Source organism: Allobosea sp. P2_A10 (assembly GCF_056405115.1).
This window is the reverse complement of the sequence record NZ_JBFUCS010000017.1, coordinates 85,664-105,993: the sequence shown is the minus strand read 5'-3', so window position 1 is coordinate 105,993 and position 20,330 is coordinate 85,664. Positions and strand designations below refer to the sequence as shown.

Below are 20,330 nucleotides of genomic sequence, written 5' to 3'. Positions count from 1 at the left end.
GCCCCTCAGTCCACGATGAAGAGCTTGGCGCCCCTGGTCGTGCGCGAGCGATGGGCTTCCGCCCCGTCGGCGACCTGATAGCTCATGCCCGGCGTCAATCTTGAGACGCGGCCATCCTCCAGCGTCGTCTCCAGTTCGCCTTCGAGGCAGAAGATGACATGGCCCTTGCTGCACCAGTGGTCGGCGACATAGCCCGGCGAGTAATCGACGATGCGGACGCGGATCTGGTTGTCCTGAGGCCCGAAGAAGCGCGTGCGCCAGGTCGCCTCGCCCTCCTCGCCTGCATGACGCGTGGGCTCGACCTGCGACCAGTCGACGGTGCCGAAGGGGATGTCGGAGATTTTCATGGCAGGCGGCTCTCGGTCGGAACTGGGAAGGAACGCGCGCAGGCTGCCTCACGCGCATCCGGTTCGGCAATGGCCCCGGCGACGCGGACCCGCACGCGCAGCGCATTGCCCGGCAGATAGGCGATCGGCATGTCCTCGACATCGACGGTCTTGAGGCTGTCGCGCTGCGCCCCGGCCTGCACGGCGCGGTCCATGGCGATGCCGCGCGCGGCCGCGATGGCATCCTCGCGCGACAGATCGCGGAAGACCTGATCCGCCTCGCCGCTGACCTGCGCGATGGCGGCGCCGACCGCATTGGCGCAGTCGCCATGCGGTACGCGCACGATCTCCGAGACGCCGGGCAGTCGGTCGGGCACCAGGAACGCGCCGCCGCCGACCGCGAGCAGCGGGACTTCGCCGGCTTCCGTCTTCATCTTGTCGATATTCTCGTCGAGCAGCCGCCTGGCGTCGGCGAGGCCGGCCTCGATCAGCGCCCTAGGCAGATGCGCGACGCGGGTGCGATCGCCGACATCGACCAGCCCCGCGGCCACCGCGATGTCGGTTGCCGTGATGCGGTCCCCGCCGAAGACCAGTGCGTCGGTGGTCAGGCGGTAGCCGACGCTGAGCGGACCGACCCTGACCGGGTCGCCCTCGACATGGCTGCCGCCGCCAAGCCCGATCGAGAGCAGGTCGGGCATACGGAAGAGCGTGCGCACGCCGCCGACCTCGACGACGGCATTGGCTTCGCGCGGAAAGCCGTGGCGGAGCTGGCCGATGTCGCTGGTGGTGCCGCCGACATCGACGACCATGGCGTCGTCGAGGCCCGAGAGATGGGCCGCGCCGCGCATCGAATTGGTCGCGCCCGAGGCGAAGCTCATCACCGGAAAGGCCATGGCGATCTCGGCCTGCATCACCGTGCCGTCGTTCTGGGTCAGGAACAGGGGCGCGTCGATGCCGCTGTCGGCGATCGCCTTGCGGAAGGCTGCGACCGTGGTCACGGCGAGATCATGCAGGCCGGCGTTGAGCAAGGCGGCGTTCTCGCGTTCGAGCAGGCCGATGCGGCCGAGATCATGCGAGAGCGTGACCGCAGCCTCCGGACAGATTTCGGCCAGGATCTCGCGGGCCGTGACCTCGCAGCTCGGATCGAGCGGGGAAAAGCTGGAGCAGACGGCGACGGAGCGCAGGCCCTTGTCCCTGATCCTGCGCGCCGCCTTCTGCAAGCCGGCGAGGTCGAGCGGCATGAAGGGCCGCCCGTCATAATCATGGCCGCCTTCGAGCATGAAGACCTCGCCGCTGACGATCCCGGCGAGGTCGGTCGGCCAGTCGCAGAAGGGCGGCAGCGAGGCGCTGGCGGGCATGCCGATGCGGATCGCCGCGACCTTGATCAGATGCCGGCGCTGGACGACGGCGTTGATGAAATGCGTGGTGCCGATCACGACGGCATCGACCGGGACGGCGGCGGCGGGATTGGTCCGCAGCGCCTTCAGCGCATCGAGAATGCCCGAGGTGACGTCGGCCGTGGTCGGCCGCTTGACGGAATGGACGACCGTCTCGTCGTCGAGCAGGACGGCGTCCGTATTGGTGCCGCCGACATCGATGCCGATGCGTCTCATGGGATCAGGCTCCTGCCGGCGCGGGCGCAAACAGCGACCGGAATTCGAGGTCGTATCCGAAGGCGCGCGGGCCCACGAAGGTCAGGCCGCGCTCGCTCGTCAGCACGGCGGGCGCAGGCAGGGCGACGATGGTGACGCGCTGGCCGTAGCGCACGGTCTCGGTGCCGACGGCATGGCCGGAGACGCTGTCGAGCACGCAGATCAGGTCCGGCGACATCGCGACCGCCTCGCCATTGCGCCAGGCGACGACCCATTCGTTCTGAAAGGAGAGTTCGAGCCGGTCGCCCCGATCGCCGTCGCTGCCGTCCACGGTCGCGCTGCCGCGCAAAAACCCCTCGGTGGTGCGCCGGTCGACATCGACGATCTTGCCGGTGAAGAGCTTCTTGCCGCCCTCGCTGTCGAGCAGCGCGGCAATCGGATCCTCATGGCGGCGGTTGGCCTCCTGCACGACGCGCCCGATCCGGATCGCGGCCGTGGTGGTGAAATGGATGCCCCAGTCCCTGACCTCCCGGCCGGTGCGCGGCGCCTTGCAGGTCGAGGCTATGGAGCCCATCTCGACGCAGATCTTGCGGCTGGCCCGCTCCATCCATTTCCAGCTCGGCACTTTCATCACGACCGCCTCGATGCCACGCGGATCGTAGAGCGTGCAGGGGTAGGGCTTGAGGTCGCCGATCGCGACCGAGGTCATCTGCGCCTCGGGAAAGGCGCGGCCCATGCAGTCGGCGTCGACCACGGGGATGCCGAGATGGGTGGCCGCCATCAGCGCCTGCATGCCGTTGCCGCCGCCGATCTCGACCGACATCACGGCGCGGAAGGTGAACCCGCTGATCTCCTCCTGCATCCGCACGGCGCGCGCGATATTGCGGCTGTCGGCGAGGCGCTCCTGACCGACCAGCGGCGCGCCCATATTGGAGACGACCGCGACATGGTCGTCGTCGTCAAGGTCGAGCGGCGACATCAGGTTGACGCGATGGCCCTCGGCGTAGAGCCGGCGCAGGTTGAGAAGGCCGAGATAGGGACTGCCGCCGCCGCCTGTCCCCAGGATCCAGGCTCCGACCGCCAGCGCCTCGATCTCCTCGGCGGTGATCTCCCTCAGAACGGGCGCGCTCACGAGACCAGCTCCTCGACCACGCGGGCGGCCGCCGCGATCGCCAGGATCACCGGCCCATCATAGCCCTGGCGAAGCCGCGCCTTGTTGGCGGCGGTGTAACCCATGCAGTCCATCACCACGAGATCGGGTTTTTGGGCCGCCATCGCGGAGGCGGCGGCATCGACCGCCGTCTCGTCGGAGCCCGGCTGAAGCGTGACGCCGACGACCTCGACGCCCTCGCGCGCCCATTTCCTGCCGATCAGCGCGGTCTGTTCGGCCAGCGGCGAGAGCACGCCGAGCCTCCCCTTTGGCAGCACGGCTTCGACCATATTGTGCAGTACGACTGACGGCATGATGACCAGCCCCTCCGGCGCGAGATTGGGGAACTTGCCGGTGCAGGCGAGCATCACGACGCCGAGCCCCTCCTCTCGGAAGCGGGCGAGTTGCGCGTCGGCGCGTTTCTCGACCTCCTTCTTGCTGATCACCACGGCGTCGCCGTTCGGCAGGAGCGTGAACAGGGCATCATAGCCGTCGATCGGCGGAATCGTGTCGATCTCGGCGCGCGTCATACCGTCGAGCGCGCCGCGCAGCTCGATCTCCATGCCCGGCGAGAGGACGGCCGCGATCTCGGCTTCGACCGAGGGTCTCGGACTCTGGCCGATCACGACCACGCCCATGCGTTGCTGCGCCATGTCTGTCTCAGTCCTTCAGGATGACGAGGTCGGAGGCGTCCCAGCCGAGCGCCACGGCGTCGCCGGGCGAAAACAGCCGGGCGGCGCCGCTGTTGGGTTGCTGCGCCAGAATGCGGCGCCCGCCCGCGAGTTCGACGCGGTAGAGCACGGAGCCGCCGAGGAAATTGGTGCTCTCGACGCTGCCCAGCGCGCAAGGCCGGTCGATATCGCCGGACGCGCCTAGCCGGATCTTCTCGGGCCGCAGCGCGACCGAGAGCGAGCCTCCCGATCCGGCGGGCCGCGGCTTCGGCAGTTCGATCGCAAGGCCGTCGCCGAGAACGAGTACAGGTCCGCCCGCCAGCGCGCTGCGCTCGCCGGAAAACAGGTTGGTGTCGCCGATGAAGTCGGCGACGAAGCAGGTCGCCGGCCGGTCGTAGATCTCGACGGGCGTGCCGATCTGCTCGACCTTGCCGCCATTCATCACGGCGATGCGGTCCGACATTGCCAGCGCCTCCTCCTGATCGTGGGTCACGAAGACCAGGGTGACGCCGAGCGTCTTCTGGAGCTGCTTCAGCTCGAACTGCATCTGCTGGCGCAGCTTCTTGTCGAGCGCGCCGAGCGGCTCGTCGCAGAGCAGCACGCGCGGCTCGATGACGATGGCGCGGGCCAGCGCGACGCGCTGCTGCTGGCCACCCGAAAGCTGACCCGGGCGACGCTCCTCCAGCCCGGTCAGCTCGACCATGGCGAGCGCCGCCCTGACCTTGTCGGCGATCGCCGCCTTGCCCTGGCCGCGCATGCGCAGGCCGAAAGCGACGTTCTCCGCCACCGTGCGGTGCGGGAACAGCGCATAGTTCTGGAAGACCATGCCCATGTCGCGCTTGTGCGCGGGGACATGGGTGACGTCGCCGCCGCCGACCCGGATGGCTCCCTCGCTGGGCGTCTCGAAACCGGCGATCATGCGCAGGGTCGTGGTCTTGCCGCAGCCGGAGGGGCCGAGCAGGGAGAAGAACTCCCCCTGCCGGATCTCCATCGTCACGTCGTCGACGGCGCGGACGCCGCCATCATAGACCTTGCTGACGCGGTCGATCCCGATGGCCGCGCTCACGCCCTGAAGATCCGGTTCACGCGCGCGTCGATCTGGTCCTTGCGGGCATTGTACCATTTCCAGTCGACCTGGATGAGCTTGGCGACCTTTTCGGGCGTGGTCAGCAGCTTGGCGTCATATTTGGCGTCGAGCTTCACGGTTCTGTTGGCCGGCGAATACCAGACCGCCTCGGCGAGCTTCTTCTGCACGGGCGCGCTCAGCATGTAGTTGACATAGGCGTTGGCCAGTTCCTTGACCTTGCTGCCGGGCGTGATCGTCAGCACCTGCTCGAGCGAAAGCACGCCTTCGCTGGGCGTGACGAAATCGATCGGCTGCTTGTCGTCGTCGTAACGGTAGATCCCGGAATCATGGATCACGCCGAGGCCGATCTCGCCCGACAGAAACAGCTTCTCCATCGAGCCGGTGAAATCGACGAGCTTGATCGGCTTCAGCTTTTCCAGCGCCGCATAGGCGGCGTCGAGATCGGTTTCGCCCTTGCCGTAGAGCGTGCCGCACATCATCAGGAAGGCTTGGCCGAGGCTGTTGACCGGGATGACATAGCCGCCGCGCATGCCGTTGTATTTGGACTCCCAGAGTTCCTTCCATGAGGTGACGCCGGAATAGCCCTTGTCGGTGCGCATCCCCAGGCCGATGGCGCTGGTGAAGATGGAGACGCCGACGATCTTCTCGCTGATGGCGTAGGGATAGACATCCGCCAGATTGGGCACGAGCTTCGTATCGAGCTTGGGTTCGACGATGCCCATTTCGACGGCGGCCCATTGCTCGTTCGAATTGGTGTGGAGCACGTCATAGATCGGGGCCGAGCGCGAACTCGCCTGCAGTTTCGGCAGGAAGGGAAAGGCGGTGTCGATCTGGAGTTTGCACTTGAACTCCTTCTCGAAGGCCGGCCCGACCTCGGAGGACATGATCTGCCCCCATTTTCCGCCCCAGCCGGTGATGCGCAACGTCGCTTCCTGCGAGCGGGCGACATGGGGCGAGGCGATCACGCCCGCGCCGAGCGTGGCGCCGGCGGCGAGGAGATGGCGGCGGGTCAGCGCCGATGAAGGGGTATCCGCAGGCTTTGTCATGTCCAAATCCCCTGTTGGTTTGAGGTGTCAGAGCTTCACGTAGGAGCGCAGGCCGACGGTGCGGTCGAGCCCGAGCACGACCAGAAAGGCGAGCAGGATCGAGACCACGGAGGCCGCGCCGATGGTGCCGTCGAGGTCGTATTTCAGATAATTGAACAGCGTGATCGGCAAGGTCTCGTTGCCGGGGCTGACCAGGAAAAGCGAGACCGGGAACTGGTCGAAGGAGACGATGAAGGCGAAGATCGCGCCGGCCAGCACGCCGGGCTTCACCAGAGGCAGCGTCACCTCGAAGAAGGTCCGCACCGGGCTCGCGCCGAGATTGCGAGCTGCCTCCTCGAGCCGCATGTCGAAATTATGCAAGACGGCCAGCGTGGTGCGCACGACATAGGGGATCGTCACCAGCGTGTGGCCGGCGACCAACCCCCAGAGCGGGCGGCCGACATCGAGCAGGACATAGGACTGGAACAGCGCAAGCCCGGTCAGGATCGCCGGCAGCATCAGCGGCGAGAGCATGGTCGCGGTGATGACGCGCGCACCCGGCAGATTGCCGCGCGCGATGGCGAGCGCAGCCGAGGCTCCCAGCAGCGTGGCGCAGACCGTGGTGATCGCCGCGACTTCGAGGCTCAGGGCCAGCGCATGCATGAAGTCGCGCGACGCGAAGAACTTCTCGAACCAGCGCAGCGAGACCCCGACCGGCGGAAACTGGATGAAGGGCGTCGGGTTCAGCGCGAAGACGAAGATGATCGCGATCGGTGCGAGCAGGAAACACAGCACCGCGATGTTGGCCGCGAGATAGAACGTGCGGCCGGGGTTGCGCCTGGGTCTGACGAGGGTGCTCATCGCCGCCTCACTGCAGGTCGCGCTGGCCGGAGACGAGGCCGAGCATGCGGTTGTAGGCGATGACGAGGACAAGCGAGATCGCCAGCAGGATCATGCCGAGCGCCGCTGCGAAGCCGATGTTGAAGTTCGCCGAAATCTGCTGGTAGATCAGGATCGGCAGCGTCATGATCTGAAAGCCGCCCATCAGGATCGGGGTGACATAGGCGCTGATCGCCAGCGCGAAGACGAGCAGCGAGCCGGCGAGAATGCCGGGCAGGCTCAGCGGCAGCGTTACCTCGATGAACGCCCTGATGGGGCTCGCGCCGAGATTTTCCGCCGCCTGTTCCAGCCGCTCGTCGATGCGGCCAATCACGCCGGTCAGCGTCAGCACCATGAACGGCACGTAGATATGGACGAGCCCGATAATGATGCCGGTTTCGTTGTCCATCAGATGGATCGGCTGCGTCGTCAGGCCGAGCCCGGCCAGCGTCTGGTTGATGACGCCCTTGTCGGACAACAGCGCCATCCAGGCGAAGGTGCGCACTACGATGCCCGTCAGCATCGGCGCCAGCACCGCCATCAGCAGCAGGGCATGGGCGCCACGGCCTCTGACACGGGCCATCCAGTGGGCCAGCGGATAGCCGATCAGCAGGGCTGCGGCCGTGGTCCAGAGACCGATCCGGATCGTCGTCCAGATCACCTCGAAATGGTAGGAATCATCGAGGATGCGCTCGTAGTGGCGCATCGTGAAGGCGACGTTGGGAGCCACAACCGGATTGCCGGTCAGCACGCTCATTAGCGCCATCAGGCCGATCGGCAGGAAGAAGAACAGGGCAAAGAGCAGTGCGCTCGGCGCGATGAACAGCGCCATGGCGTTGGGAGCCTGGCGCGCGGCGCTCATGGCGCTGTTCCCGTCAGCAGCGCCTGTGGGGAACCGAGCAGGGGATCGCCCGTCATGCGGCCCAGCCTTTCAGCCATCGCGCGCAGCTCCTGCCGGACGCGCTGACGTTCCTCGATCGTCGTCGCCTGCACGGAGTAGGAGATCGCGATGCCGACCAGTTCGGCGGTCTCGGCGCCGGCGAGCGCAAAACCCTGCGAACCGACACCCTGGAGCGATTCCTCGACCGTCTCGGAATCGCCCGTCCGCCTGATCTCGGCGATGCGCGCCATCAGTTCGGCGAAGCTTCGGGGCGCATTGCCGGGCAACGCCGGAAAGCGCGGCGGAACGCGGGCGCGAATCTCGGCGTCCGGAAGGCGCGCCAGCATGGCCCGGCCATTCGATGTCGCCATGGCAGGCGCACGCTGGCCAGGCGGATTGACCACCTGCAGGCGGTTGCTGCCGGGCACGACGCGCAGCACGATCTGCTCGATGCCGTCGAGCACCGCGATGTAGCCGGTATGGCCGGTGCGGGCGCAGACCTGGCGCAGTTCGCACTCGGCCATGCCGATCAGATCGTCATGGGCGCGATAGAGCCGACCGAGCTCGAAAGTCAGCAGGCCGGGACGATAGCGCCGGGTGTGGGGATCCTGCTCCAGCAGCCCGCAATCGCGCAGCGAGCGCAGCAGCCGCGAGGTCGAGCTCTTGGGCTTGCCGGTCAAGGCCATGACATCGGCGAACGACAGATTTGGCCGCTCCATGGAGAAGCAGCGCAGGATCTCGATCGCGTTCGTCAGTGCGCTCATGCGGTGGGATTGAACTCGCATAGAGTTCCATAAATCGGAACCAGGTTCCTTATGATGAGCACGGAAATTTCGGCCGTCAATGCGAATTGCTGCATTGATAGGCGAATCAGCATCTGCCCAAGGATTGGACGGCCAATCGCTGCTGCGAGAGGCAAAATGCGGCGCACGCGCGGGCCGGACGACCCGGAGCCGTCGCCGGGCCTACGGCCAGACGCCGCCCGCCTTCGCATCCGGCGCCTGTGCCGGGCGTTTCACGAGGTTACGCCAGAATGCCGCTGATCAGATGCCAGCTCGCTTCGTCGRGCGCACATAGAAGCCCGGTCGATGGCCCGGCGGGACGATAAGGCGCGCCGTCGAGCATGCGGGCGTAACCTCCGGCCTCGGCATGGAGCAGCACGCCCGGCGCATGGTCCCAGGGGTTCAGCCTGCCATAGAGCAGGAAATGGCAATGTCCGGCGGCGGCGAGCCGGTACTCCTGCCCGCAGCAGCGCAGCGACGAAACCGTGACGAAAGCCGGGAACCGCCCGGGCAGTTGCGAGCGCATCGGTTCGGGGAAATATTGCCAACCCGCCATGCCGCTCATGGCGGCGGGATCGGCGGGCATGGCGACGCGCAGATCGCGGCTTCCGCCATCCGGGCGCAAGAGCCAGGCCCCCTCCCCGCGCAAGGCAAGCGCCGTGTCATCGACGACCGGATCATGGATCACGGTCGCGACGACTTCGCCCTTGACGATGGCTGCCGCCATGACGGCGAAAAGCGGGAGGTCAGCGGCGTAGTTCAGCGTGCCGTCGATCGGGTCGATGACGAAGGCGAGGTCCGCCTCGCCCAGCCTGCCGAGCAGCGCGGGATCGGCGCTCACGGCCTCCTCGCCGATCAGCGCCGCACCGGGAAAGGCCTGTGCGAGTTCCGTGCAAATGAAGCGCTCGGCCGCCTCGTCGGCCTCCGTCACGAGATCGTCGGGCGTGCGCTTCTGGCGGATGTCGCCTGCCGCCAGGTTGCGGAAGCGAGGCATGATTTCGCGCCGCGCCGCCTCGACGAGGATCGCGGTCAGCCTGTCATGGTCGCGTCTGGTGAAGATCATCCGGTCGGTCTCGCTGGGCTGCTTCCTGCAATCGGAACACCCGCGTTCAATCGAGCGCGAACTCGACCAGGATCGGCTGATGGTCGGAGACCTGCGTCTCCACGTCATAGACGATGGAGCGTGCGCGGGCGGCGAGATCGGGCGTCGCCAGCACATAGTCGAGGCAGCCGGGCTCGCCATAGGTCTGGTCGAACAGGCAGGCGGAGGGCGGGTGCGGCTCGTCGCCTTTCAGCGCCGGCCAGAGGTCGAGCAGAGGCGGCACGTCGCTGTCGAAGGGCGCCATCAGCCGGGCCAGCGCGGCATCGTCGGGCCGCATGTTGAAATCGCCGGTCAGGATCGCGCTCGGAGAACCCGGCGTCAGCGTATAGGTATGCGGCCCGGCCGCGCGCGGGGTCAGGTGACGGGAGACCGCCATGCGGTGGGCCTCGCGGATGCCCTCGACCTGGGCGGCGCGCAGGGTCGGCGACGAGTATTCCAGATGCGTCGTCATAAGGCGGATCGGCCCCAATGGGGTCATGGCCATGGCCTCGACCAGGATGCGCGGCATATTGCGGGTATGCGCGGCCTCCCATGGCAGCAGATGACGCAGCGCCTGCGCCACGGGATAGCGCGTCAGCAGCAGATTGCCGAAGCGCTTTCGTCCGCCCTTGCCGTCATCGACATCGACGCCGATGCCCTCGATCGCGGCAAAACCGGGCAGGAGTTCGGCGAAGAGCCCGAACTGGTTGGTCTCGTCATTGCCGTCGAGCTCGGGGAAATTATCGGCGACCTCCTGCAGGCAGAGCACGTCGAAATCCGCCATCCGGCGGGCGTGATCGACGATGCGGCGGGGGTCGACGCGGTTGTCCATGCCGCGCGCCCACTGGATGTTCCAGGTTATCAGTCGCATCATTTCACTTGATTCCGGCGCGCATGAAGCTCTGCACGAACTGGCGCTGGAACAGCAGGAACGCCACCAGCAGCGGCGCCGATGTCATCAGCGTCGCCGCGCAGATGATCGCCCAATCGATGCCCTGATCGGTCGAGGAGAAGATTTGGAGACCCACCGTCAGCGGCCGTGACTCGACCGAGTTGGTCACCAGCAGCGGCCAGAGGAAGTTGTTCCAGTGATAGCTCACCGAGACCAGCCCATAGGCGACATAGGTCGGCTTCGCGAGCGGGACATAGACCTTCATCAGCACCTGCAAAGGGCTCGCGCCCTCGACGCGCGCGGCGTCGTCGAGCTCCCTGGGCACCGTCTTGAAGGTCTGGCGCAACAGGAAGATGCCAAAAGCCGAGGCGATATAGGGCAGCGCGATCGCGGGGATGGTGTCGATCAGATTGACGCGCGCCAGCGTGCGGTAGTTCTCGACGATCAGCGCGTCGGGCATGATCATCAACTGGGCGAGGATCAGCGCGAAGGCGAGGTCGCGGCCCCAGAAATCCTGCCGCGCCAGCGCATAGGCCGCCAGCGTCCCGAGCACGAGCTGGAAGGCCAGGATCATCGTGACCAGCACGAAGGTGTTGAGGAAATAGCGCGCGAAGGGCGCCGCCGCCCAGGCGCGCTCGAAATTCTCCAGCGTCAGCGGCGCGGTCAGCACGAAGCGCGTGGTGAATTCGGCCGGATGGATCGCAGCCCAGACCGCATAGGCCAGCGGCAGGACCCAGACCAGCGCGAGCAGGATCGCGCCCGCCGATTCCAGCGTCAGCGCCAGTCCCTTGGGCGCATAGGGGTCGATGCGGGCGGCAGGCGCGGGGCCGCTCATTGATAATGCGTCCGGCGTTCGAGCCAGCCATACTGGACGAAGGCGACCAGCGCGAGCAGCGCCAGCAGCACGCAGGTCAGCGCGGCCGCATAGGTCGTGTCCCAGAAGCCGAAGCCGACCTGATAGATGTAGAACAGCAGCAGCGTGGTCGCATTGTCGGGTCCGCCGCGCGTCATCACGAAGATATGGTCGATCATGCGGAAGGCGTTGATCACCGCGTTGATCAGCACGAACAGCGTCGTCGGCATCAGCAGCGGAAACTGGATGCGGCGGAAGAAGGTCCAGCGCGAGGCGCCCTCGATCGCTGCCGCCTCGCCGAGGCTGGGCGAGATTGCCTGCAGCGCCGCGAGGTAGAAGATCATGAAGAAACCGGCTTCCTTCCAGATCGCGACGATGGTGACCGCGTAGAGCGCAGTGTCCTGCGATCCCAGCCAGTTGGTGCCGCGCCCGCCGAAGAAGCCGATGATCTGCTCAAGCAGGCCGTATTGCGGGGTAAAGAAGAACAGCCAGATATTGGCGACCGCGATCATCGGCAGGATGGTCGGGGTGAAATAGGCCATGCGGACCCAGGTGCGCCCGGTGATTTTATCGTTGACCCAGACCGCCATCAGCAGCGCGAGCGCGATCGAACAGGGGATGGTGCCGAGCGCGAACCAGAGATTGTTAGCTATCGCCTTCCAGAAGATCGGGTCGGCGAGCATCTGCTCGTAATTGTCGAGCCCGACGAAGCGCGCCGGACGACGCGCCTTGGGTGTCGAGTAGAAGCTGTCGATGAAGCTCGCGAGCGCCGGCCAGTGCGTGAACAGCACAAGGCAAGCCATGGCCGGCAGCAGCAGCAGCCAGCCATGGAGCGTCGCGGTCGCGCGGTTGTTCATCGACGCCGTCTTCTCGGGCTCAGCGATACGCCTTGAGGATGCGCTCGGCCTCGGCCTGCGCCTCCGTCATCGCCGCCTGCGCCGTCTTGGTCCCGGTCAGCGCCGCCTGCAGCCCGTCGTTCAGCGCCTTGGTGACGCGCTGGTTCTCATGCGTCGAGAGCTCGGCGACGGCCGTCGGCAACTGGTCGCGCGCGACCAGCGCCTGCGGGAAGCCGGCGACATAGGTCTTCATCGCATCGGTCTCATAGGCCGCGGGCGTCACCGCGACATAGCCGGTGTCGGCGCTCCACTGGGCGGCGCGCTCGGGCGTCGTGATCCAGCGGATGAACTTGAAGGCGGCTTCCTGCTCTGCGGGCGAGGCCTTCTTCGAGAGATAGAAATTGCCTCCGCCGGTCGGGCTGCCGGGCTTCTTGCCGGCCGGCAGCACGCCGACGCCGAAGGGGAATTTCGCGTTGGTGCGAACATTGGTCAGGTTGCCGGTGGTCGTCCACATCATCGCGACCTTGCGCTCGAAGAAGTCGCGCGGAGTCGTGCCCCATTCGACGATGCCGGGCGGGTGCACTTTGTGCTTCTGGGCGAGGTCCATCCAGTATTGCAGGCCTTCGACGACGCCGGGATTGGCGTAGTCGGTCTTGTCGCCAGCGGCGTTGGCGAGCGTGGCGCCCGCCTGGGTCGAGAGACCCTGGAACAGCCAATAGGGGAAGCCCGAGGACGGGATCTGGATGCCCCATTGCGTGGTGTTGCCCGCAGCGTCGCGCTTGGTCAGCTTCTGCGCGAATTCGAGCTGCTGCGCCCAGGTGGTCGGCGGCTTCTCGGGATCGAGGCCCGCCTCCTTGAACAGCTCCTTGTTCCAGTAGAGCACCACGGTCGAGCGCTGGAACGGAATGCCCCAGGTTTTGCCGCCGGTCTGGCTGTTGGCCATGAAGCCGGGGAAGAAGCCCGCGAGCCACTTCTTGTCGTCCTCGGTCTTGACGAAGGTGTCGAACGGAACGATCGCCTCCTCGTCGATCAGGGTGAACATGTCGGTCGAGAGCAGCACCGAGGCGACCGGCGGCGTGCCGCTCTTATGGGCCGTCAGCGCCTTAACGATGGTCTCCTGATAGGTGCCGGCATAGATCGGTTTGACCTTCAGCGTCGGGTTCTCCTTCTCGAAACCGGCTGCGAAGGCGTCGATCAGCTTGGTGATCGGCCCGCCCACCGCGACGGGGTAAAAGAACGAGATTTCGGCCGCCTGTGCGCTGGCCGCGCCGGGCAGCGTCAGCGAGCCCGCAAGCGCCGCGGCGCCGCCCAGCAATTCACGCCTGTCCATATCCTGCGTCTCCCATGTTGCGGCGGCTTCGCGCGCCTGACCTTTTGACGAATCCCTCAGAGAACCAGCCTCTGCCCGGTACCGAGATCGAACCAATGCAATGCCGATTGTGACAGCGCGATGTGGACCTTGTCGCCGGCTGAGGCGCGGACCTTGCCTGGCCGCCTGACGATGAACGGATGTCCATCGATCTTCGTCTCGACCAGCGTGTCAGCCCCGAGATATTCGACTGCCACGACATCGGCGGCAATGCCGCGATCCGTCAGTTCCGTCATTTCCGGCCGGATGCCGACGGCGAGCGTCGCCGGATCGCGACCCGGCGGCGGCGACAGCCCTTCGCCACCCTGTTTCAGCACCGCAGCCAGCGGCACGACGTTCATCGGCGGCGTGCCGACGAAGCGCGCCACGAAGATTGTCGCGGGGTTCTCGTAGAGTTCGTCGGGGGCCGCATCCTGCTCGACCTGGCCGTCTCGCATCAGCACGACCTGATCGGCCATCGTCATGGCCTCGACCTGATCGTGGGTGACATAGACCATGGTGATGCCGAGCCGCTGCTGAAGCTCACGAATTTCGCGGCGCATCTCGACCCTGAGCTGCGCATCGAGATTGGAGAGCGGCTCGTCCATCAGGCAGACCGGGGCTTCCGCCACGATGGCCCGGCCAAGCGCCACGCGCTGCTGCTGGCCGCCGGAAAGCTGCGAGGGTTTGCGCTCCATCAGCCCGCTCAGCCCGAGAATGCCGGCGGCGCGCGCCAGCCGCTCGTCGCGTTCGGCGCGGGGCACCTTGCGGACGCGCAGGCCGAAGGCGATGTTCTCGGCGACGGAGAGATGGGGAAACAGCGCGTAGCTCTGGAACACCATCGCAATGCCGCGACGCGACGGGGGCTCAGCTGTGACGTCGCGGCCGCCGATCGTGATCACGCCGGCGCTGGCGTCCTCGAGCCCCGCGATCAGCCGCAGCGTCGTGGACTTTCCGCAGCCGGACGGGCCGAGCAGCGCGACAAGGTTTCCCTGAGCGACAGTGAAGCTGACCCGATCGACCGCCGGCGCGCCGCCCCAGTCCTTTGAGACGCCCCTGAGCTCCACAGAAACCATAGACCGACCGGCTCTTTCAAAGGCAATGCGACGCTTGGCCGGAGACGCCGCGCTGCTTCAGCGCGGTTCCAGCTGGAGGGAACAGACGCGAAAATTTTGCCGGGCACAAGAGCCCGCGGCCAGCGGGACCGGCAATCCTGCGCCAAGCCGTAGCCGGCAAATATCCAGAGGCTTCTCAGCCGGGCTGCGGCTGTTCCCGCCAAGAGTGTGACGACGCTGGAACACAACGGGCCTGCGCATGTTGTTCGGTCGCCGATCTGAACACGCCCTGACGGACACCAGACCATGCCGATGCCCATAGCGAACCTGCCTCCTGCTCTGAACACGGCAGCTCGCGCCAGTTTCTGGCAGCAATGAGCACAACGCGCTCGCCGACAGGGATCGGACGCCAGCCCTCGACGCGCGCGCTGCGCGGCCTCGATGCGCTCAACTTCTTCCTCGCCGACGTTCGTGACGGGCTTGGCCCCTATCTCGCGATCTATCTGATCGCGGTCAGGGGACCCGACCAGGGCTGGAACGAGGCGACCACAGGCGTCGTCATGACGATCGCGGGGATCGTCGGACTGATCGCGCAGACGCCGGCCGGCGCGCTGATCGACCGTTCCGGCAACAAGCCCGCCATCGTCATCGCCGGAGCGGTCGCGGTGACGCTGAGCTGTCTCGTGCTGCCCTTCACCGGCAATTTTTATGTCGTCGCCGCAACGCAATCGATGGCGGGCATCGCCGGAGCGATCTTTCCGCCGGCGCTGGCGGCGATCACGCTGGGCGTCGTCGGGCCGAAGATGTTCTCGAAACGGATCGGCCGCAACGAGGCCTTCAACCATCTCGGCAATGCGGCCTCCGCCGCGATCGCGGGCGGAACGGCCTATGTCTTCGGCCCGATCGTGGTGTTCTGGCTGATGGCCGTGCTGGCGGTGTTCAGCGTCGGCGCGATGCTGATGGTGCCGCGCCGGGAGATCGACGACGAACTTGCCCGTGGACTCGAGCACGACGCCGAACATGAAGACGAAAAACCCTCTGGTCTGAAGGCGCTGCTGCAGAACCGGCACCTGATGCTGTTTGCCCTGCTTTGCGCGATCTTCCATCTGTCGAATGCGGCGATGCTGACCTCGGTCGGGCAGCTCCTGACCAAGCTCTCCGGCAAGGAGCAGGCGACCTCGCTGATCGCGATCTGCATCGTCGCGGCCCAATGCGTGATGGTGCCTATGGCGATCATCGTCGGCGCAAAGGTCGATCACTGGGGCCGCAAGCCTCTCTTCCTCGTCGCTTTCGGCGTGCTGGCGCTGCGCGGGGCGCTCTATGTCGTCTCGGACAATCCGTTCTGGCTCGTCGCCGTGCAGGCGCTCGACGGCGTCGGAGCCGGCATCTTCGGCGCGCTGTTTCCCGTCGTCGTCGCCGACCTGACGCGCGGCACCGGGCGCTTCAATGTCAGCCAGGGCGCGGTCGCGACCGTGCAGGGGCTTGGTGCGGCGCTGTCGGCAACGCTGGCTGGCGTCATCATCGTCTCGGCCGGCTATTCGGCCGCTTTCCTGACGCTGGCCGCCATCGCCGGCGTCGGGCTTGTGGCATATCTCGTGATGATGCCGGAAACGCGAGACTACCAGCCGCCCAGAGTCGAAGCCGACGATGGCAGCCGCCACACCGGCCCGATCACCGTCGATACCATACCCTGACATGGAGGGGCGGGTCAGCGCGCCCCGGTTGCCCGCGCATGGACCGCGTTCAGCAGGACATCGGCGCCCGCCGTGGCGTCGTCCTTGCGGCAATCCTCGAATTCGCTGTGGGAGATGCCGTCCTTGCAGGGGATGAAGATCATCTGCGTCGGGCAATAGGGCGCCATCCGGATCGCATCATGGCCGGCGCGCGAGCGCAGCCGCATGGTGCTCAAGCCCTGCTCGCCGGCGAGCGTCTCGACGAGATCGGCGAGTCCGGGATCGAAATCCACAGCTTCCCGGTCTGGCGACGCCTCGAGATTGATCGCGACGCCGGTGCGCTGCGCGATCCCCGTGGCCGCATCCGCGATCTCGCGGCGCATCGCGGCCATGCCTTCGCGCTCGGGATGAGTGCCGGAATAGGTGAAGACGACGCGATGGGGAATGTTGATCCGGTTGTTGGGCCACAGCCTTAGCGAGGCGACGCCGGCCGAGCCGACCGGCCCGTTGCGATGGCCGATCCGCTCGATGGCGGTGATCAGTTCGGCCGCCGCCGCCAGCGGATTGCGGCGCTGCGCCATCGGGGTCGCCTGCGCATGAGCGTTGTCGCCAAGGCATTCGACATCGGCAAAGCAGTTGAACTCACTGCCCAGGACGACGCCGATGGTGCGTCCCGCCTCCTGGAGCCGGTCGCCCTGCTCGATATGCAGCTCGAAATAGCTCTCGACCGGCCGGCGCATCGGCGCGTCGCCTAAAAAGCGGGTGCGGGCGAGTTCCTGCGCCACGGTTGCGCCCGACGGATCCTTCGCGCCATGCGCGGTTTCCAGCGCAAGCTGGCCGGTGAAGACCGCCGAGCCCATCAGCCCCGGCGCAAAGCGCGCGCCTTCCTCATTGGTCCAGTTCACCACCTCGATCGGACAAGGTGTGCGGATGTCCGCGTGATCGAGCGCCCGCAGGCATTCCAGCCCCGCCAGAACGCCGAGCACGCCATCGAATTTCCCGCCAGGAGACTGCGTGTCGATATGGCTGCCCACCATGATCGGCGGCAGACCGGCCTGCGTGCCCTCGCGGCGGCCGAACATGTTGCCGATCGGATCGACCGAGACCACAAGCCCGGCCTCCTCGAACCAGTGCCGCAGGAGGTTGCGTGCCGCGGCGTCGGCATCGGTCAAGGCGAGGCGGTCGCACCCGCCGGCCGGCAGCCCGCCGATGCGGGCAAGCGTCATCAGATCAGACCAGAGGCGGTCGCCGTCGATCGCAAGGCTGGGCAAACGCGTTCTCCATCAGCGGCAGGGTCACGAGCATGGCTGATAGCACACCCGTCAGGCCACGCCCGCTCCGATCGCAAGACGCATGCCGACCGCGCTATTTGGCCCGCGCGAGCAGCGTCGCGAAGTCGCGGTCGAGCGCCACCAAAGCGCTGTCGATGCGCTTGCGCCGCTCAGTGATCCACCGCTCCTGCTCCGCCAGCGTGCGCTCGGCCTCGCCCAGCATCCGCGCCATCTCGGCCGGCTGCGGACCGCCACCCGTCTGACGATTGCGGATGATCGCAACCGGATCGAGCGCGGCGCGGAACTCGGCCTCGCTGATCGGCAGATCGCCGCCGGCGACGTTCATTTCCGTCAGCGTGCGCCGGTAGATTCGCTGCGCCTCCGAGTAGGGAAAATCACTCGGGCGGATGTTGTTGGCCTTGGCGTAGTCGACGACCTCCGACGCGAAGTGGTGGCCGACGCGAAAGGGCAGCTTGTGCTGGCGCATCAGCAGGTCGGCGACCTCCTGCGAGGCTGTCCAGTCGTTGTTGAGTTCGTCGAGCGCGCGCTCGGGGTCGATCACCAGCGCGGTCAATATCTTGTTCCAGTTGTCGAGCATTGCGACCGCGCCGCCGATCATCGCGGCGTTGTCGCGCGCGCTCTTCACGTCGCTCATGCCGGGCGGGAGATTATGGGCCTGCAGCACGCGGCCGATGCCCTGCGTGATCACGTTCGACGCCTGGCTGCGCGTGCTGTTGAGCAGGCCGGGATTGCGCTTCTGCGGCATCGCGCTGGAGACATAGGTGTTGCCGTCGCCCTCGGCCAGCAGGATCCAGGGGCGCGGCTGCGCATACTGGGTCATGACGTCCTCGATGAAGCTTCCGGCATGCAGCGCGATGCCGGTCACGACAGCGCCGAGCTCGACGGGGATGTCCACGGCCGCGATCTGCGCGGCGTCATAGGCGTTGTCGACCTTGGCGGGGAAGCCGAGATAGGACGCCATGCGGTCGCGGTTCAGCGGCCAGCTCGTGCCGTTCAGGACGGTCGTCCCCATCGGCGAGCGATCCAGCCGTGCGAAGGCCTCGCGCAGGCGTTGTGCGTCGCGCTCCAGGCCGGCGACATGGCCGAGCAGATAATGGCCGTAGCTGTTGGGCTGGGCGGCGACGCCATTGGTGTAGTTGGGAACGATCGTCCCGACATGCTTTTGCGCCAGCGCGACCATGGTCGCGGTCAGCTTGCGCAACTGGGTTGCGAGCTTCAGCGTCTCGTCGCGAAGGATCGCGGCGCGCACGGTGGCGAGCATGTCCTGGCTCGAACGGCCGGCATGCAGCAGGGTGGCCTCGACGCCGGCCGCCTCGATCAGCACGGGCTCGAAGGTGATAACCAGCGTCGGCCTTTTGGCCCCGGGCTTCTCGGCGGCCTTGAGCATCGTGTCGAGGCCGGCCGCGATGCGCGGAGCAAGTGTCGCATCGAGCAGCCCTTCCTCGGCGTTGATAACGGCACTGGCCTTGTTGATCTGGCCTATCCAAAAGAATTCGTCGTGTTTGGCCGCCGTCTGCGCGGCGGCTGGCACTGCGAGCCCCCAGGCCAGCGCCAGTCCGATAAGCATTTTTCCCGCAGGCATCCTGCAATCCTCCATGAGCGCGTCGAGGTTTCCGCCGCATACTGCCCCAAGACGCGCCGCTTGGGGGACTTGGCGCGGAAGCGCATTGCGTGGCGGCGACCGTCACGATCTCGGGTTTGCTGGCGCCCATCTCGAACAGATCGCCGACCGGACAGCCGCGACATTCCAAACAGCCTTACCGCTCGCGCACCACGCGGAAACCGTTGGTCTGGAAGCGCACGTCAAAGTCATATTTGAAGCGCGAGGCAGAGCGGACATAGCGTGGATCATTGCTGAAAGAACCGCCGCGCAGGACGCGTTCCTTGCAACCTGACTTCACCCAGGCCGAGCCATTGGCGGGTGCGGACCTGTAGCTGTCGTTCCAGCAATCCTCCACCCATTCCGCCAGGTTTCCCGACATGTCATGCAGGCCGAAATCATTGGGCGGATAGGTTGCGACCGCAATCGCAGCTGTCGAGCGCGGCCCATCGCAGCCCGAACAGTTGGCACGGGCCTTTTCCATCATCTTGCCCCAGGAGTAAGTCGTGGGCCTGCCGGCGCGCGCCGCATACTCCCACTCGGCCTCGGACGGCAGCCGGTAGATCTGGCCGGTTTTCTTCGACAGCCAGGCGACATATTGCTGCGTGTCCTCCCAACTCAGGTTGCCGACCGGTCGCTTTCCCCGGCCGGCACCCCGGTCGTCCGGCGAGAAGTCGCAGCCCTTGGCCATGACGCACGCGTCCCATTCATCGTAAGTCACCTCGGTACGGCCCATATAAAAAGGCTTCCTGATGGTGACGTTGTGGACCGGCGCCTCGAATGTAAACAGTTCCGTCGATCCCATCGCGAAAGCGCCCGCTGCTATCGGAATCATCTGCGGACACTCCGCGCAATCCTGCAAAGGAGCGTTGGCAGGCGCGACTGGCGCCGCGGGAGTGGCCGGCACTGCGGGAATGGGCGGCGCTGAAGGCGTGGCCGCCCTGCCACTCAAGCGCTCGATCCGGGCGCGCGCTTCCGCAGCATAGAGCCCGGTTGGCCAAACATCGAGATAGACACGAAAGTCGCCGGGGTCGGTTTTGTCCTTGATCGAATTCCAGTAGCTGATTTCGACGCTGCTTGCCTGTGGGGGCGGGGCGGCTTGCGCCAGAAGAATCCTGTCGGGCGGCCTCGGCGCCGATGGTCCGGCGAAAGCGGAACCCGGCAACAGCCAGCAAATGATGCTGAGCGCGACGGCAACCGTGCTGCTTGCGGGCATCAGACACGCATATACGCAGCCATGGCTGGATTTCAGTTCAGCGGCCATGGGCTGCCATCTTCCGCGAAATGACCAGGAAGCAGGGCAAGGCT

19 protein-coding genes are annotated in these 20,330 nt (G+C 66.4%); 1 reads left to right on the top strand and 18 read right to left on the bottom strand.

The genetic code is table 11. The features are described from left to right. Positions 1 to 5: 5 nt before the first annotated feature. The 15 genes from AC1DZY_RS21295 to AC1DZY_RS21225 form a co-directional block, all read right to left on the bottom strand. Positions 6 to 347 (bottom strand): DHCW motif cupin fold protein, encoded by a 342-nt coding sequence (locus tag AC1DZY_RS21295; RefSeq protein WP_476822151.1) that lies wholly within the window; start codon positions 345 to 347, stop codon positions 6 to 8. After that, a complete protein-coding gene (locus AC1DZY_RS21290) occupies positions 344 to 1,939 on the bottom strand; it encodes a hydantoinase/oxoprolinase N-terminal domain-containing protein (protein ID WP_476822150.1) in 1,596 nt (531 codons plus the stop codon). The genes AC1DZY_RS21295 and AC1DZY_RS21290 overlap by 4 nt, the downstream gene beginning before the upstream one ends. 4 nt (positions 1,940 to 1,943) lie before the next feature. Further along, positions 1,944 to 3,050: a DUF917 domain-containing protein gene (locus AC1DZY_RS21285; RefSeq protein WP_476822149.1), complete on the bottom strand. Its 1,107-nt coding sequence runs from the start codon at positions 3,048 to 3,050 to the stop codon at positions 1,944 to 1,946. Further along, complete coding sequence (locus AC1DZY_RS21280; RefSeq protein WP_476822148.1) at positions 3,047 to 3,721, bottom strand: AroM family protein; 675 nt, start codon at positions 3,719 to 3,721, stop codon at positions 3,047 to 3,049. Before AC1DZY_RS21280 ends, AC1DZY_RS21285 begins: the two co-directional genes overlap by 4 nt. Positions 3,722 to 3,728: 7 nt before the next feature. Then, entirely contained in the window at positions 3,729 to 4,805 is a 1,077-nt protein-coding gene (locus tag AC1DZY_RS21275) for an ABC transporter ATP-binding protein (protein ID WP_476822147.1), read from the bottom strand. Next, positions 4,802 to 5,872, bottom strand: coding sequence for an ABC transporter substrate-binding protein (locus AC1DZY_RS21270; RefSeq protein WP_476822146.1), 1,071 nt, complete (start codon positions 5,870 to 5,872; stop codon positions 4,802 to 4,804). The genes AC1DZY_RS21275 and AC1DZY_RS21270 overlap by 4 nt, the downstream gene beginning before the upstream one ends. Positions 5,873 to 5,899: 27 nt before the next feature. Next, complete coding sequence (locus AC1DZY_RS21265) at positions 5,900 to 6,712, bottom strand: ABC transporter permease (RefSeq protein WP_476822145.1); 813 nt, start codon at positions 6,710 to 6,712, stop codon at positions 5,900 to 5,902. A 7-nt stretch (positions 6,713 to 6,719) separates the two neighbouring features. Next, the gene (locus tag AC1DZY_RS21260; protein WP_476822144.1) at positions 6,720 to 7,592 is read right to left on the bottom strand and encodes an ABC transporter permease; all 873 of its coding nucleotides are present in this window, start codon (positions 7,590 to 7,592) and stop codon (positions 6,720 to 6,722) included. Next, a complete protein-coding gene (locus tag AC1DZY_RS21255; protein ID WP_476822143.1) occupies positions 7,589 to 8,374 on the bottom strand; it encodes an IclR family transcriptional regulator in 786 nt (261 codons plus the stop codon). The genes AC1DZY_RS21260 and AC1DZY_RS21255 overlap by 4 nt, the downstream gene beginning before the upstream one ends. A gap of 259 nt (positions 8,375 to 8,633) precedes the next feature. After that, positions 8,634 to 9,455 (bottom strand): inositol monophosphatase family protein, encoded by an 822-nt coding sequence (locus AC1DZY_RS21250; protein WP_476822142.1) that lies wholly within the window; start codon positions 9,453 to 9,455, stop codon positions 8,634 to 8,636. A 46-nt stretch (positions 9,456 to 9,501) separates the two neighbouring features. Continuing rightward, on the bottom strand, positions 9,502 to 10,347 hold the full coding sequence (locus AC1DZY_RS21245) for an endonuclease/exonuclease/phosphatase family protein (protein ID WP_476822141.1): 846 nt from the start codon (positions 10,345 to 10,347) through the stop codon (positions 9,502 to 9,504). A 1-nt stretch (position 10,348) separates the two neighbouring features. Further along, a complete protein-coding gene (locus AC1DZY_RS21240; RefSeq protein WP_476822140.1) occupies positions 10,349 to 11,200 on the bottom strand; it encodes a carbohydrate ABC transporter permease in 852 nt (283 codons plus the stop codon). Beyond that, a complete protein-coding gene (locus tag AC1DZY_RS21235; protein ID WP_476822139.1) occupies positions 11,197 to 12,075 on the bottom strand; it encodes a carbohydrate ABC transporter permease in 879 nt (292 codons plus the stop codon). Before AC1DZY_RS21235 ends, AC1DZY_RS21240 begins: the two co-directional genes overlap by 4 nt. A 19-nt stretch (positions 12,076 to 12,094) precedes the next feature. Further along, positions 12,095 to 13,384 (bottom strand): ABC transporter substrate-binding protein, encoded by a 1,290-nt coding sequence (locus tag AC1DZY_RS21230; protein WP_476822138.1) that lies wholly within the window; start codon positions 13,382 to 13,384, stop codon positions 12,095 to 12,097. Positions 13,385 to 13,440: 56 nt separating this feature from the next. Then, on the bottom strand, positions 13,441 to 14,478 hold the full coding sequence (locus tag AC1DZY_RS21225) for an ABC transporter ATP-binding protein (protein WP_476822137.1): 1,038 nt from the start codon (positions 14,476 to 14,478) through the stop codon (positions 13,441 to 13,443). A gap of 353 nt (positions 14,479 to 14,831) precedes the next feature. On the opposite strand from AC1DZY_RS21225, the gene AC1DZY_RS21220 reads away from it, so the two are divergent. Continuing rightward, positions 14,832 to 16,151: an MFS transporter gene (locus tag AC1DZY_RS21220; RefSeq protein ID WP_476822136.1), complete on the top strand. Its 1,320-nt coding sequence runs from the start codon at positions 14,832 to 14,834 to the stop codon at positions 16,149 to 16,151. A gap of 14 nt (positions 16,152 to 16,165) precedes the next feature. On the opposite strand, the gene AC1DZY_RS21215 is transcribed toward AC1DZY_RS21220, so the two are convergent. The 3 genes from AC1DZY_RS21215 to AC1DZY_RS21205 all read right to left on the bottom strand — a co-directional run bounded on the left by AC1DZY_RS21215 (position 16,166) and on the right by AC1DZY_RS21205 (position 20,286). Next, on the bottom strand, positions 16,166 to 17,401 hold the full coding sequence (locus AC1DZY_RS21215; RefSeq protein WP_476822135.1) for an allantoate amidohydrolase: 1,236 nt from the start codon (positions 17,399 to 17,401) through the stop codon (positions 16,166 to 16,168). A gap of 94 nt (positions 17,402 to 17,495) precedes the next feature. After that, on the bottom strand, positions 17,496 to 19,004 hold the full coding sequence (locus AC1DZY_RS21210) for a lyase family protein (RefSeq protein ID WP_476822134.1): 1,509 nt from the start codon (positions 19,002 to 19,004) through the stop codon (positions 17,496 to 17,498). Positions 19,005 to 19,179: 175 nt separating this feature from the next. Beyond that, on the bottom strand, positions 19,180 to 20,286 hold the full coding sequence (locus AC1DZY_RS21205) for a formylglycine-generating enzyme family protein (protein WP_476822133.1): 1,107 nt from the start codon (positions 20,284 to 20,286) through the stop codon (positions 19,180 to 19,182). Between the last annotated feature and the right edge of the window lie 44 nt (positions 20,287 to 20,330).

Excerpts from the sequence above, each read along its gene's own strand:
- AC1DZY_RS21295 (WP_476822151.1), bottom strand. The coding sequence starts at position 347 with ATGAAAATCTCCGACATCCCCTTCGGCACCGTCGACTGGTCGCAGGTC.
- AC1DZY_RS21290 (WP_476822150.1), bottom strand. The coding sequence starts at position 1,939 with ATGAGACGCATCGGCATCGATGTCGGCGGCACCAATACGGACGCCGTC.
- AC1DZY_RS21280 (WP_476822148.1), bottom strand. The coding sequence starts at position 3,721 with ATGGCGCAGCAACGCATGGGCGTGGTCGTGATCGGCCAGAGTCCGAGA.
- AC1DZY_RS21270 (WP_476822146.1), bottom strand. The coding sequence starts at position 5,872 with ATGACAAAGCCTGCGGATACCCCTTCATCGGCGCTGACCCGCCGCCAT.
- AC1DZY_RS21265 (WP_476822145.1), bottom strand. The coding sequence starts at position 6,712 with ATGAGCACCCTCGTCAGACCCAGGCGCAACCCCGGCCGCACGTTCTAT.
- AC1DZY_RS21260 (WP_476822144.1), bottom strand. The coding sequence starts at position 7,592 with ATGAGCGCCGCGCGCCAGGCTCCCAACGCCATGGCGCTGTTCATCGCG.
- AC1DZY_RS21255 (WP_476822143.1), bottom strand. The coding sequence starts at position 8,374 with ATGAGCGCACTGACGAACGCGATCGAGATCCTGCGCTGCTTCTCCATG.
- AC1DZY_RS21245 (WP_476822141.1), bottom strand. The coding sequence starts at position 10,347 with ATGATGCGACTGATAACCTGGAACATCCAGTGGGCGCGCGGCATGGAC.
- AC1DZY_RS21240 (WP_476822140.1), bottom strand. The coding sequence starts at position 11,200 with ATGAGCGGCCCCGCGCCTGCCGCCCGCATCGACCCCTATGCGCCCAAG.
- AC1DZY_RS21235 (WP_476822139.1), bottom strand. The coding sequence starts at position 12,075 with ATGAACAACCGCGCGACCGCGACGCTCCATGGCTGGCTGCTGCTGCTG.
- AC1DZY_RS21230 (WP_476822138.1), bottom strand. The coding sequence starts at position 13,384 with ATGGACAGGCGTGAATTGCTGGGCGGCGCCGCGGCGCTTGCGGGCTCG.
- AC1DZY_RS21225 (WP_476822137.1), bottom strand. The coding sequence starts at position 14,478 with ATGGTTTCTGTGGAGCTCAGGGGCGTCTCAAAGGACTGGGGCGGCGCG.
- AC1DZY_RS21220 (WP_476822136.1), top strand. The coding sequence starts at position 14,832 with ATGAGCACAACGCGCTCGCCGACAGGGATCGGACGCCAGCCCTCGACG.
- AC1DZY_RS21210 (WP_476822134.1), bottom strand. The coding sequence starts at position 19,004 with ATGCCTGCGGGAAAAATGCTTATCGGACTGGCGCTGGCCTGGGGGCTC.
- AC1DZY_RS21205 (WP_476822133.1), bottom strand. The coding sequence starts at position 20,286 with ATGGCCGCTGAACTGAAATCCAGCCATGGCTGCGTATATGCGTGTCTG.